Here is a 14,175-nt window from a genome sequence, read left to right on the forward strand (position 1 = left end):
TCCGGAGAAGGAGACGCCAAGCGGGGAAGAGTTCGCTTTGCTCAGCGACTTTCGGCTCCCGTTGCATTAGGATAGGGGGACGATTTCGCCTCCGCTTGCCGCCTTCCTGCCCCAGCCCACCATGCGTTTCCCCGATCTGTTCACCGCGCGTGATGCGTCGCGTGCCGCCGCGTTGCAGTGGATCGCGAGACAGGCTGTCGAGGGACTGACCGCGGGTCGCCACCGATCTCCGCACAAAGGGTCCAGCGTCGAGTTCAAAGAGCACCGCCCCTACGTTCCCGGCGATGAACTGCGGAACATCGATTGGCGTGCGTTCGGCAAAAGCGATCGTCTCTACATTCGCGAATTCGAAGAAGAGACCAATCTACGGTGCACGCTGCTGGTCGACCGCAGCGGCAGCATGCAATACGCCGGCAGCCGAGCGTTGCAACTGACAGACTCCCGGGCCTCCCTGGGCAATCGCAAGCAAGATTATGCGACCGCGATCGCCGCGGCGATCGCTTACATGATGCTCTCCAGCCAAGATGCGGTTGGATTGATGACGTTTGACGACAAGATCAGTGACTCGCTGCCACCGCGAACCATGCCGTCGCACCTCCAAGCCTTGCTTGCGATCTTGGCCAGTGATTCTGGTGGCGGTGAAACGGACTTGGGCACCGTCATCCGCCAAGCGATGCTGAAACTGCCACGACGTTCGCTGGTGGTTCTGATCTCCGATGGCCTTGGTGATCCTGAATCACTCGGCAAATCACTCGCGTCCTTGCGAGCTCAACGACAAGAGGTCGTGTTTCTACAAATCCTCGATCCGGATGAAGTCGACTTCCCCTTCCATGACCGAATCGAATTTCGCGATTTAGAGAACGGCGATCATCGTGAGATCATCGATTCGCGACAGATTCGTTCACGCTACATTGAGTCCCTGAATCGTCACAACGCGACGATCGAAGCAGCCTGCCGTCGCAACCGTGTCGACCATGCCATGATCACCACCGATGTTCCCGTCGTCGACGCGCTCGCGAGGTTCGTGACGCTGCGGCGTGGTGGTGGCATCAGCGGTTCACTGACCTTCCCCGGTTCCGTCTTGGCAAGCTCCCAACCGAATGCCTCGGCGGAGGGCGATTCTTCGAGATGAATTTCCTCAACCTCGGACTCCTCGCCGGCGCACTCGCATTTGTCGTTCCCCTGGCAATCCACTTGTTGTTCCGCAGTCGCTATCGATCGATGGATTGGGGAGCGATGTTCTTGCTTCAGGACGTCGTTGCGAAAAACCGCCGACGCATGCAGTGGCATCAATGGATCCTGCTGGCACTTCGATGTGCGATTCCGATTTTGCTGGCGCTCGCGATGGCTCGTCCATTGCTCTCGTCGGCTCGCGCCTTGCCTGGGTCCGAACCGCTGACGCTGATCCTGTGTGTCGACGACAGTCGCTCCATGCAGGCTGCCGGACGTCACGATCGCGTTCGAAAAGCAGCCACCGGACTGATTGAAAATCTATCACGCGGTGACGAGGTGATTGTGATTCGGGCCAGTCAGCTCACGGCGGCGTTCCAGCGATCCGCCCCTCGCGATGCTTTGGTCGGCTTGTCCGAACTTCCATTCGACGGTCCTCCATCGGACTACGTCCAAGCGTTGGACACTTGCCTGGACGCATGCAAGGAGGCCTCGCATCCGAATCGTCGAATTGTGCTTTGCGGCGACTTTCAATCCAACTGTTTGGCTGCTGGGAATCAATGGATCGATGCGGTCGAAGACGCTCGCGTTCAACTGGATCGCATGACACCGCCACCGCGAGTCGACTTCCTCAACGTTGCTCAAGCCGACGCCATGCTCGACAACTTGGTGGTGGAATCACTCGACGCCAATGCCCCAGCGGTTTTGAAAGATCGATTGGTCAACTTCACCGCAAAGATCCGGAATGATTCAGATCGCTCCGTCAGTCGATTGACCGGACGATGGTTCTACGACGGGCAGACCGTGCAAACCGCAACCCTCGACATCGCTCCTCGCAGTTCATCCACTCTCTCGTTCACGCACACCCCGGAAACAGGTGGCGACCATTCGCTGGCATTCGCCGTCGAACACACGGACGCAATCGCGGCGGACAATCGTCGCAGACTTGCCATCCACGTCCTGCCCCAAATCCGGGTGTGGTTGGTCGATGGAAATCCATCCAACGAACCGTTGCAAAGCGAAACGGACTTCTTGCGTTTGGCACTCAGTCCCTTTGCCTTCGCGAGCGTCAATGAGAGTGCACGAGCAGACCAGAATGCTCGTTCGGATTTGGTTAGCAGCCGAGTCTTTTCGGGTTCGCGATGGTCCCCTGAACTGGCAACCCAAATGGACACCGCCGAACGTCCCGACGTCATCATCTTTGCCAACGTCAAACAGATCGACTCGCGAGATGACTCTGACAACAAGTTGCTCGAACAGTTTCTTGCTCACAATGGAAAGCTCGTCTTCTTCGACGGCGATCAAGTGGCCGCAGACCAGTGGAACAACGTCCCATGGTTGCCAGCCAAACTGGATCGACTCATCACCGCTTCGGACGTCGAAGCCGTCTTGGAGAGCGAGAACTCCGTCACGACGGAAGAACAAGACCGCCTTGGATTCACCATCCAACCGCCGCGTGGCAGACAGAGTGTTTGGGGATCACTGCAAGAGGCCGGCGATGGCATCTGGGAAGAAGTTCGAGTTGGACGGTATCGTCGGTTGCTGATCGAGGATTCTGCCACGGAGTCCACCCAGGTCTTGTTGCGAACATCGGATCAAGCCGTTTTAGCAGTTCGTCGATCCAACGTGATTCAGTTTGCCATTGGCTGCGATACAGAATGGTCCACGCTGCCACTGCGTGCGGTTTACTTGCCGATGATGCAGCAGCTGATACTGGACTTGGTAGGCAGCCAAGAATCCATGAACGTGGTGGCAGGCCAACCGATGCTGGTTCCAGGCCCGACAGCCTCTTGGACGGTGACGTCGCCGGATGGTTCCAGTTCCGAACTCCAATTTCCTCTCGATCCAGCTCCTGAAAACGACGCTCCGAACATCTCATCGGGCGTTTTCAGCGACACCCAAATCGCTGGCATCTATCGTTTTCGGCCGAAGGCCCCAACCACAGAGTCCAGCGATGGCCCCGCCACGACTCTTCTTCGCGTCGCAGAAATCCCCGCCTTTGAATCGGATCTCCGAACGTTGGAACCCAGCCAAATCGAAACCTTCGCGGACCGTCTGCAAGCACGTTTGTTTGACACACCAGAAGACGTGGTGGAGGCGACCGCAACCGATCGATTTGGCCAAGAAATCTGGCGACCGCTGATGTTCTTGGTGCTGCTTGTCCTGATCGCGGAACTCCTCTGGCAACAATTTGCCGGGCGTCCCAAATCGGCCGCCACCGCTTGGAACGCTCCCGCCGCTTCCGCAGGGAGTCATCGATGATGACTGATTGTCCTCGATCGAACCTTGCCAGTTTGCGGTTTTCGTGGGATCTCCCGACTTGGGCAATCCTTGCCATCGCGATCCTCACCGGACTGGCTGCGGCATGGTTGTACCTGAAAGAAACCAGGCAACTGGCAGGCACTGCCGCCTGGGTGCTTCCTGCCCTGCGTTCGACCGCGATCATCCTCACCATTCTGCTCTTGGCTGGCCCGATTTGGCACCACCGCCAAGTCATCGGCCAGCCCGCCAGACTCATTTTCGCGGTTGACCAGTCGTTGAGCATGAGTGAACGAGACTCATCGGACCGTGAGTCCCCTGATCGCTTGCGCCGTTCTGTTGAAATGCTGTTCGGCAAAAATGAAAGCGAGGGTTGGATTCAAACGCTGCAATCGACTCACTTGATCGACGTGATGAGTTTTGACGCCACCGCTCAACCACGATGGAAGTCTTACGATCTCGACTCTGAGAGCGAACGCGAATCGACCGAAATCATCCTGGGTGAAGCCAACGGATCCACCACGAATTTGGCAGCTGCGTTGCGCCCCATGCTGCCGCGGTCAGGCAACAGGGATCCGGCCCAATCCTTCGTCCAGCCCGATGAACCGGCTGGCACCGCGGCCTCCCCACTGGCAGTGGTGCTGATGACCGACGGACGCGACTCCGCCGGCGTGGACGATGCCTCCGATTTGGCTTGGCAACTTTCGCAGTCGGGGTGGCAAGTTCACACGGTTGGTCTGGGCAGCGTCGACGAACCGACCGACATCGGCATCACCAACGTCCTGCATCCCGAGCGAATTGCTGCGGATGGTCGCCTGACGGGAACCATTGTGGCCAAGCACTATGGGGTAACCAACGACACGCTTCAAATCGAACTTCGATCGGGTGAGACGCTGGTTTGGTCCGACAGTTTTGTGGCCACCCAGGACGGACAAACCGAAATCGACTTTGACCTTCCCGTGGAGCCACTCACGAACCGTCTCGCCAACCAAGAAGCCCGAGGCGTGGACCGCGATAGCCTTGTCTTGCCCTTCACCGCATCCATTCGCAGGGCCGATCCCACCGTCCCAACCACCTTGGGCCAACCCGAAAACGATTCCTGGGATTTTCGAATTGCAGCGGCCAGTCGTGACCGTCGGCTATTGATCCTCGACGGCTCATCGCGGTGGGAAACACGTTATCTGCGGAACCTGTTCGCTCGGGATCCCGCTTGGCAAGTGAACACGGTTCTGTTCGGCCCGGGCACGGACTCCCCCCAAATTTCACGGGGGGACAACGACGGAGAGGTGCCGGCCACAACCGAAGACTGGAACCGATTCGACGCAATCGTGTTGGGCGAAGTTCCACCAGAACAATGGACCGAGGCGGACTCCGTTGGCTTGCGAGAATTCGTTCGTCGCGGTGGCGGACTCATCATGCTCAATGGTCGTTACAACCGTCTGTCACGAATCGAGTCGCTGAACGACCTGTTGCCCGTCGAATTCGTCGACCCTGCGGGCTCCTCCGAAAACAACGACCTGCTTCGATACCAACGACAACAACCATCCGTTCAGTCCATTGGCCCCACAGCGACGGGACGTTCTCAACCGGTGATGTTGCTGAGTTCTGAGATCGCGTCCAACGAGCAACTCTGGCGCAGCATGCCGGTCCCGGGCGTGATTCCCGTCACAACGGCTCGGGCGGATGCCGAAGTCTGGGCAGATGCTTTGGTAGAAGCAACTGAGACATCTTCTCCAACCGACAGCCGCGTCCCTTGGTTGGTCACCCGTCTGTTTGGTGCAGGGCGTGTGTTCTTTCTGGCAACGGATCAAACTTGGCGTTGGCGTTACAAGATCGAGAGTCAACTGCACGGCCGTTTCTGGAATCAGATGCTGACCGCCGCGATGCAACCGCCGTACGCCGTGCGGGACGACTATGTTGCGATCGGAACCGACAAAATCGATTACGACTCCGGCCAATCAGCGCTGATCCGGGTCCGGCTGCTCGACAATGAAACACCGTTCGGCGAGGGAGCGTCCCCCAACACCCCGGCGACGGTGGATGCCTTGTTGATTCGCGACGACCAAATCGTTGCCACCCTTCCGATGAACCTTGACGACGAGTCTCGTCGAACGTACTTGGCCCAAACCGATTCTCTGCCGCCCGGTGCCTATCACGTGCGAGTTCGCGCCAGTGGCTATGACGCTTCCGCCTTGAAAGCAACCGCACCGATTTGGGTGGAACCGTCCCGCAAGGGTGAACTGGATCGTGTGGCGGTGGACGAGGACACTCTGAAAGAGATTGCGAGCGCCGGCGGTGGCACCTACGTCCACGAGTCGTCCGCAGAAGAGATGCTGAGCCAGCTGCTGCCGTTGTCTCGCGGCCAAATCATTGAAACCGACACGTTGATGTGGGAATCATGGTGGCTGTTTGTGGCCATCCTGGGACTTCTAGCCGCCGAATGGTGGATGCGTAAAAAGGTGGGATTGGTATGAGCGAACTGCCCTACGGAATGCTGGGCGAACTGCCCAGAACGAACCACCAGGCCCCCAGCGAACTGCTGCCCGCAACTCGCGATGCGCTGCGTGCCTTCGCCAGACGGCGTGCCACACTGCAAGCGTGTCGTGGTGTCGCCGTGGGCGTGACCATGCTGATCACCGCCATGATTGCCCTGGCGTTGATCGACCATTTTGTGCGTCCAAGCACCCTGCCACGCGTCTTGCTGAGTCTGCTTGCGTATGTTGCCGCAGGCTGGGCAGCCTACCGAAACGGAATCGCTTCCGCATTTCAAAGTTCCCCCGCCGAAGTCGCCGGAAGCTTTGAAATCGCTCAAAGCAAACTTCGCGGTCAAATCCTGTCCGCCGTCGAACTCAGTGAAGTCGACCATCTCAATGGCTCGCCTGACTTCAGACGGAAACTGCAATCGCATGTCGCCGATCAGATGGGCGATGTCGAAGTGCGACGCTTGTTGCCCTGGAAACTGATCCAACAAGCCTTGTGGGTGCTGTTCTCCCTGCTCGTCGCCATCACGGCGTTGGGATTGATCCCGACCCTGGAATTGCCACGGCGCTTCGCGCGCGTCCTGCTGCCAATCGCCCCCATCCAACGAGCCTCCCTGACCAAAATCCATTTGCTCCAACCCGCCCCACCATCCGCCATGGTTGCCGAAGGGGATCTCGTCGGCGTGATGGTGGAAGTGGACCGTTTGGGCCGGTCCGATGTCTGGCTTGAAATCCGCGACGAACTGGGACAAGAACGTCAGCGCATGGTCCGACGTTCACACGAAGCCCTCGCGAATCAAACACACGATCAGGCAGCCTTGGACGCACCTCGGCTGCCAACCTATTCGGCAAATCTTCCGGTCCAGCAAACTTCGGTTGAATATCGAATTCTTGCAGGAGATGCGGAGACCCTGTGGTACACGCTGACCCCGCAACCTCGCCCGCGTGCGACTTCGTTTGTCAAAGAGTATCAGTACCCGTCGCACACCAAACTGCCAAACAAAACCGTCACCGAGAACCATGGTGACCTCACCGCGTTCGTCGGAACCAAGGTCACGATGCGAGTGGAATTCGATCAACCCGTTCGAGACGCGGAGATGCGTTTCTCTTCGCGCGGTTCTGGGTTTGCCTTGGCATCCGTTTCCCCCGAGGATCAGCAGTTCGAAATCACCGTTCCGATCTCAACCCCCGGCAGCTATCGCCTGGACGCAACGGGTTCCGACACGGGACTGAACAACCCCTTTTCGCCGAGATACACGATTGACCCCGTGATCGACCGCAGCCCCATCGCGGCGTGGGACGAATCGATTCCGCGTCGACAAATTGCCTCGCCAGCGGCGGTGCTTTCGTTGGTCGGACATTTGGAGGACGACATTCCGATGGACTATGCGATCCAGCAAATCTTGTTGGAAGGTGAAGGGCTGACAGAAACCAAGATTGATTTGAAAGATCCCAGTTCAGTCGTTCGCGTGGATCTGAACTGGGACCTGGCTCGTTTTGATGGACGCGAAAATGCGGATGCAAAATTGCCGTCCGGCAGTCGCTTGAAGACTCGACTGATCGCCGTGGATCGAGCAGGCCACCGCGGTCAATCCAATTGGATTGATATTTTCATTGCGCAGTTGGATTTTGATCCCGATCGACATCACGATCTGTTGGCTCACCAAGAACTCACACAACAAATCACGCCTTGGTTCGAAGAACTGAACCAGATCAGTCAAGGCATGCAAAACAGCATGAAAGCCGCGATTGAGTCCCCGGACACTGAGTCGTTCCAGTTGAATCCCAATCTTCCCGCTCAATTGCAACAGCTTCGTGTCCGGTGGGAATCGATTTCTGGATTCAATGCCTCGGCCGATGAAATCTCACCCGCGCCGGACGAAGCAGCGCCGACCTCCATTCGCAAACTTCTGGCCTCGATGGACGATCCGATACGAATCGACCAATGGTCGCGTCTGGATTCGGCTGCCACTTTTGCCCTCGAACAGACGTCGCTTCAATACAAAACTTGGCAGCAGATTGGCGAGCAATTCCCCAACGACGATTCCGTGGACCAACGCAAACGGCTTTCGAGCTCGCATGTTGGCAAACTAGGCATGCTCACTCGATTGACGTCGCGGTCGATCGAGTTCACGAAAGCGATCCTGGCCATCGAGCTCGCCATGGGACTTTCCCAGGACATGGAAACGATTCAAACCAGCGCCGCGATGCTCGGTGACGCGGATGCCAACATCCCCATCACCAGGCTGCCGGGACAAAGCGAGCTGCTTCATCAGCAACTGCAACAAATCAGTGACCTCCTGAAGTCGATGGAACCGGATCTTCCCGAAGAAGTGCAGCGACACCATGAGCAAATCCATCGCTTCGTGGATCAACGCACCCAGGTCATCTCGGACGCTCGTGACAAACTTCGCACGTCGCAAGATGGGAATGCGGAGCGTCCCTTCCGCGAAACCATGCAGCAAATTGCAGAGGAAGTCAAAGCGTTGCGAGTTCATAGTTTGTTGCACGGCAACGTGGCCAACCGAATCGCCGCCGCGATGAAGGAGTTCACCGCGGAATCCATGGGATGGGCTGGACAGCTCGCAACGCTGAATCGAATCGGCAAGCAATGGCACGACCAACAACGCAAATCGAAATCACTCGCCGAACGCGGCGACTCCAATGAATTGGCTGAATCCAAATCCGTGGAACGACTGCACCAGGAATCCTTTCAAGGACTTCGCGACACCATCCTGAACCGCCTGCAACAAGCGGAACGTTTTGAAGAAGCGAGAAGCGATTCCCAGGTGACCGCCAGCTCGGACCTCGACCTCATCGCCCGGACCCTGGACGCCATCACTGCCGATGGATTCGTCTCGCCGGAAAGTTCGGACCTCGACGAGGTCGCATTTCATGACCAAGTCTCGAAAGCGGTGATGACGCTGGATGCAGGAAACCAATTGCATCGCTTCGAGAAACAGTGGCAGTTCGTGGCCGACCGAGAACGGTACCCAGTCAATTCTGCTGACGGGATCATCCATCAACCCATCCGACTCGAACACATCCAAGTCGCCAACGAAATCCCGATGGCGCAAGTTCGGCATCTCGGCCTGGATCCCCGTGTCGCCGACCCGCTGCGGGACACTCGTTGGAATCAAGACGCCAGCCAAGCCCGTGATCGATTGAACCGTCGTCGCTGGGAAAGCGAAACGCCAGTGTCAGCGGCCATCCCGATTGAGTCGATCCTGAAAACCTATCAATCCAGCTGGAATGATCTCGACCCGATGATGGAAGAGGCTCGTGAATTCCTTCGCAGACTCACACCGAGCTTGTCCGACCAGGCACGTGAGGCAGCGGAAGAAGCCAAGCAACAGAGCGATGCCATTGAAGAAGACCAGTCCAAACGTCCCGAATCCCCCGAACAGGTCGCGACCGAGGCGGAATCCAAGTTCGACGATTTGAAGGAGCAAGTCAGCGCGATCGCCGAACAATTGGCGGACCGAGCCAACAACGCGGACTACTCCCAAGCGGACGACGCGCAGGCTGCCCGCGATGCTGACCAGGCCATCGCAGCGATGGAACAACAGACCGAACAAGTTGCCAGCCAGCTCCGTGAAAACCAACCGGAAGAGGCTTCGCAATCACTTGCTGACCTTTCGAAAACATTGGAGACCATTGCGGACCACTTCGAAGCCATCGACGAAGGTGAAGATGCCTCCGAGACTCGGGACGCCCTCAATGAACTGACGCCCTCTTCGGAAGCAAACCCGTCCATGGACAACCAGTTCGACGCAGCGGAAGCGGTCGCCAAAGCCAACCAGATGACTCCCGAGCAATTGCTCGAACAACTTGAAAAGAAGCTGCCCACCGACCAACCGATGCAAGAATCGCTGCAGGACATCACGAAGCAGACGGTCCGTGCCGCCGAACAAATGATTCGCGAAGCGGCCAACGAAGAAACGTCGCTGCGTCGCAACTTGGAACGTTCTGACGCAGAGTTCTCGGAACAGAAACGAATCGCTCGGGACGAGTTGCGTTCCATCTCGGATCGCGCCGACGCCGTCGAGAAACACTTGCTGGCAATGGCAGAGCAAGCCAGTGGGTGGTCCAACGAAAATGCGACACAGCGAGCAATCGAACAGATTCGCGATGATCTCTCCCAAGCAACGCAAGCCAGCAAACAGGCACAGAACGACGCGGCCCTGTTGGACGACCTGCAAGACGCCAACCAATCCCTTCGCGAGGCGGTTCAGGATGCCGCGAAACAAACCGCAGCGATCAACGAGAAGGCTCGCCAGATGCAGAAACAATCCCTGCACAACAACGAGCAATCACGTGCCAAAGCGGCTCGACAACTGGAAGCAATGCAACGACGGGGAAAAAACCAATACCTGCAATCGCTTCAGAACGAGAACCAACAGTGGCACCGCAATGTCGATGAGGCGGGCCGCCGAATCCAACAAGCTCAAAACCAAGAACGCAATGCTCAGCGAAGCCTCGACCAGGCCAAGCAACAACAGAAAAAGCACCCTGGGGAAGAGTGGGCAGAAAAAAACGTGGCAGACAAACAAGCCCAAGTCGAAAACGCAGCAACCGCGGCGGCAGCCGCCAAGCAAACTCGCGATTTGGCTCGCGAATCGGAGCGTCAGGCGAAACAACGGTATGAAGATGCTCGCAATCGAGCGGTTGCCAACCTCGATGCTGCCAATCCCGCTGCTGAATTGCTCTCGCGTGTCACTCAGCAGGCCACCGAAGAACTGCAGGACCTCGCCGAATCACTCGATTCCAACCAAGAATCGCTCGCGATCGACGAATCGCTCGAACCGCCCGCGTCCTCGAATCAACCCCTTGCCGAGCAACAACAGCGACTTCAACACTCTGTCGCGATGGCAGCGGAAGAACTTCGCAGAGCAGCACGCCACGAAGCACGACTGGGCAACAGGACTTCCGCTGAAAAACTTGACGAGGTTGCCACGGAAATCGAAGCCGTCAGTCAACAACCGATGAACGTAGCCCAAGAATCCTTGCAGTCCGGTGAAGCCAGCCAAGCCAATCAGCAGCTCGCTCAAGCGGCCGAGCAACTGCAAGCGAAAGCAGATGCACTCGCCCAACAAGCAAGCAGCGATCCAGCCAACAGAGAAGGCGACTCCTCCACTGCTTCGGATGACGCCCCGTCTTCCTCGCAGAGTCAAAAACTCGCAAAAACACTGGATGAACTGGACCGAGCCCTCCATTCACCGCCCCCGGATCCGGCAGGCAGTGACGCCCAATCCGATCCCTCTCAGACATCGCAATCGCAGCAAACGCCTGAGAACCAAACCTCAGATCAATCGGCGGATGGTTCCGCGGGAGAATCCTCCTCCGAGGCGTCAGGCAGCCAGCAGGCCAATCAGCCCAACTCGCCGGCCAGCCCCGGTCAGCAGCAAACGTCGGGACAGGCATCCTCGACACTGGCGGAAGCGGCTCAGCAAGCCATCCGCAACCTGGCTCAACAACGCCAACGACAGTTGCAACAGATTGCACAAGCCGGCGATCCATCCCAGCCATCGGATCAAGATTCCTCGCAACCAAGCAGTCCCCAAGCGAACCATCCAGCCCGCGGCGAAGGGCAAGCACGTGACAACTCTCTGATCGATGCAAGCGATTGGAACATTGCGGACGGGGATTGGGGCGACCTACGAGAACGTCAAACCGAAGAGGTCATCCAAGACCGTAAAGTGCGTCTTCCGATGACGTACCGCAAAGCGGTCCAGGCGTACTTCGAAGCTGTTTCCGCCGAAGCGGCCAAGTCCAGTGAATCCAAACCACGATCGGACAGGTGATTCCTGTGAAAGTTCCTCAGCACGCCCCACTCGACCGCCGATCCTGGCTCGCCCGAGCCATGTTTGGTACCGGCATAACGTGTGCAAGCGCACTTGGGCCGGGGGCAAACCGGTTCCTCACTTCAGCCTCCGCAGAAGAGGACCTGACAGATCTCTATGTTGATGACGCCATTGACCATTCCGTGAACCAGGGCATCCAGTTCCTGTTGCGATTACAGAAGGAGGACGGATCGATCGCCGATCGCGGCAATGCAACGGCGATGACATCGCTGGTGATCATGGCGTTCGCATCCATCGGAACGATTCCGGAACCAGCGACTCTCGAGGGTCGCGTGATGAGCCGAGCCATCGAGTTTGTGTTGCAACCTCGCAATCAAACGCAGGGGTACTTTGGCCATCACGATGGGTCTCGCATGTATGGGCACGGCATCACCACGCTGATGCTGACCGAGATATTGGGCATGGGGGCAACCATCGACCAAAACGAACGGATTCACAACGCTCTGGTGCAAGCGATCCAGGTCATCCTCCAATCGCAAGCCGTCTCCAAACCACAACGCCTTCAGGGCGGGTGGCGATACAAACCCGATTCCAGAGACTCCGATCTATCCGTTTCGGTTTGGCAAGTCATGGCCTTGCGATCCGCCAAGAATGATGGCCTGGACGTCCCCTCCGAAGCGATCGATTTGGCAGTGGAGTACCTGAAAGAATCGTACACGTCGCCATTGGACGAAAACGGACAACCAAGAGAAAAGGCCAGCGGCTTTGCCTACACTCCGGGAACACATCATCCCGCATTCACAATGACCGCGGCCGGTTTGCTCGCCATGCAAACCTGTGGCCAATACGACTCCCCCTTGGTTGCTGGGGCGGCAGCGTGGTTGCTCGAACACCCTCCTCGAACAAACGAGCGGTTCTTTTTCTACGGCATGTATTACTACGCTCAGGGCATGCACCAAATCGGGGGAGAAGCCGCGACCACAGCAGCCAAAATGGTTCCTGAGCTGTTGCTGCGATTGCAAGCCGACAACGGATCTTGGGTCAGTCACCAGGGCGAAGAACGCAATGTGGGGGTCGCCTACGCCACCGCCTTGGCCATTCTCAGCCTCAGCGTTCGCTACCATTACTTGCCGATTTATCAAAGATAATCGACCGCCATGGGGGTGCATTCCCACCGTGAATCGCGACAGATTTGCCAATCACTCAATCCCCACGAAACGAATTGGATTGACAACCGGAACGGACCTGGGAATACTACCGGCAACGTTGCGTGGTGCCTTTGATCCAAGGCTTGGATCCTAGGAAACAGGGAACTTCGGTGAGATTCCGAGACGGCCCGGCCGCTGTATCCGACGCGAAGTTGCTGACTCAGTGACTTCCAAGCAAACACTCCTCTTGTGCCATTGTCATTGATCGGAATTTTCCGTGACAGACGAGAAGGCGAGCGTTTGCGAGTTTGCGTCGGGAGTCAGAAGACCTACCACGAAACGGACGCTAAGTGATCTTCTTGGGCGAGATCGGCGTCGGGGCGAAATCCAATTTCGCTTGGCTGTTTCGTTGAATTCCAGTCCGAATGATCAAGGCGACTTCCGCGCGGGTATTTCCCGAGCGATGGGTCCGCATTCGAACTGACTCGATCGCTTTGCATGCTCCCGTCTCCTCGTTCGCATTGCCGCCGCTACCGAAGCGTTTTCGCGATGGGTTTCACCTTGGTGGAATTGCTGGTCGTGATCGCCATCATCGGCGTCTTGGTCGGTTTGCTTCTGCCCGCCGTCCAGGCCGCTCGTGAAGCCATGCGGCGTGCGTCTTGCCAAAACAATTTGCACCAAATTGGTTTGGCGTTGCACAACTACCATGCCGCCCACAACAAGTTTCCACCGGGTGCGATTGAGGTGCGACCTCAGTATCCCAATGGAAAACAATTGGCTTGGTCTGCGTTTGTGTTGCCGTTTCTGGAGCAATCAGGACTGCACGAACAAATCGACTTTCGGCTCGCGTTTGATGCTCCGGAAAATGAAGTCGCCGCGGCAACCGCCTTGCCGACCTTCCTGTGCCCCAGCACGCCGCGGACCGATGGACAGATCCAAGGTCGCGGGGCGTCCGACTACGGCGGGATCTACGGTCAGCGAATCACGGGCCGAAACGATCCCCCCAACGGGATGATGCTGCACGACCGAGCTCTCGCGATGCGCGACATCTTGGACGGCAGTTCGAACACCGTGATGGTCTCGGAGGATGCCGCGTTTCCGGATGGGCAATGGATCAACGGACGCAACTTGTTTGATCAAGCCTTCCCGATCAACCAAGCCCCCGCATTTGAAAACGACATGCGTAGCTTTCACGTCGGTGGCGTGATGGTCCTTCGCGCGGACAGCTCGGTCACATTTTTGACCGAGCAACTCGACCTAGAGATCCTGGCGGCGCTCTGCACGCGAGCCGGACATGACGACGCCACCCTGTAA

General features: G+C 57.6%; 6 protein-coding genes and 1 riboswitch. All 6 genes read left to right on the forward strand.

Features of this window, described 5'->3' with window-relative positions:
- Positions 1 to 121: 121 nt before the first annotated feature.
- Complete coding sequence (locus RISK_RS16985; RefSeq protein ID WP_047815498.1) at positions 122 to 1,132, forward strand: DUF58 domain-containing protein; 1,011 nt, start codon at positions 122 to 124, stop codon at positions 1,130 to 1,132.
- Positions 1,129 to 3,432 (forward strand): BatA domain-containing protein, encoded by a 2,304-nt coding sequence (locus tag RISK_RS16990; RefSeq protein ID WP_047815499.1) that lies wholly within the window; start codon positions 1,129 to 1,131, stop codon positions 3,430 to 3,432. The genes RISK_RS16985 and RISK_RS16990 overlap by 4 nt, the downstream gene beginning before the upstream one ends.
- Entirely contained in the window at positions 3,429 to 5,903 is a 2,475-nt protein-coding gene (locus tag RISK_RS16995; protein WP_047815500.1) for an en/Spm transposon protein, read from the forward strand. Before RISK_RS16990 ends, RISK_RS16995 begins: the two co-directional genes overlap by 4 nt.
- Entirely contained in the window at positions 5,900 to 11,713 is a 5,814-nt protein-coding gene (locus RISK_RS17000; RefSeq protein ID WP_047815501.1) for a peptidase, read from the forward strand. The genes RISK_RS16995 and RISK_RS17000 overlap by 4 nt, the downstream gene beginning before the upstream one ends.
- 59 nt (positions 11,714 to 11,772) lie before the next feature.
- Entirely contained in the window at positions 11,773 to 12,861 is a 1,089-nt protein-coding gene (locus RISK_RS17005; protein WP_315852654.1) for a prenyltransferase/squalene oxidase repeat-containing protein, read from the forward strand.
- A gap of 106 nt (positions 12,862 to 12,967) precedes the next feature.
- Positions 12,968 to 13,212, forward strand: a riboswitch (cobalamin riboswitch).
- 147 nt (positions 13,213 to 13,359) lie between these two features.
- Complete coding sequence (locus RISK_RS17010; RefSeq protein ID WP_047815503.1) at positions 13,360 to 14,175, forward strand: DUF1559 domain-containing protein; 816 nt, start codon at positions 13,360 to 13,362, stop codon at positions 14,173 to 14,175.

Source organism: Rhodopirellula islandica (assembly GCF_001027925.1).
Taxonomy (GTDB): Bacteria; Planctomycetota; Planctomycetia; order Pirellulales; family Pirellulaceae; genus Rhodopirellula; species Rhodopirellula islandica.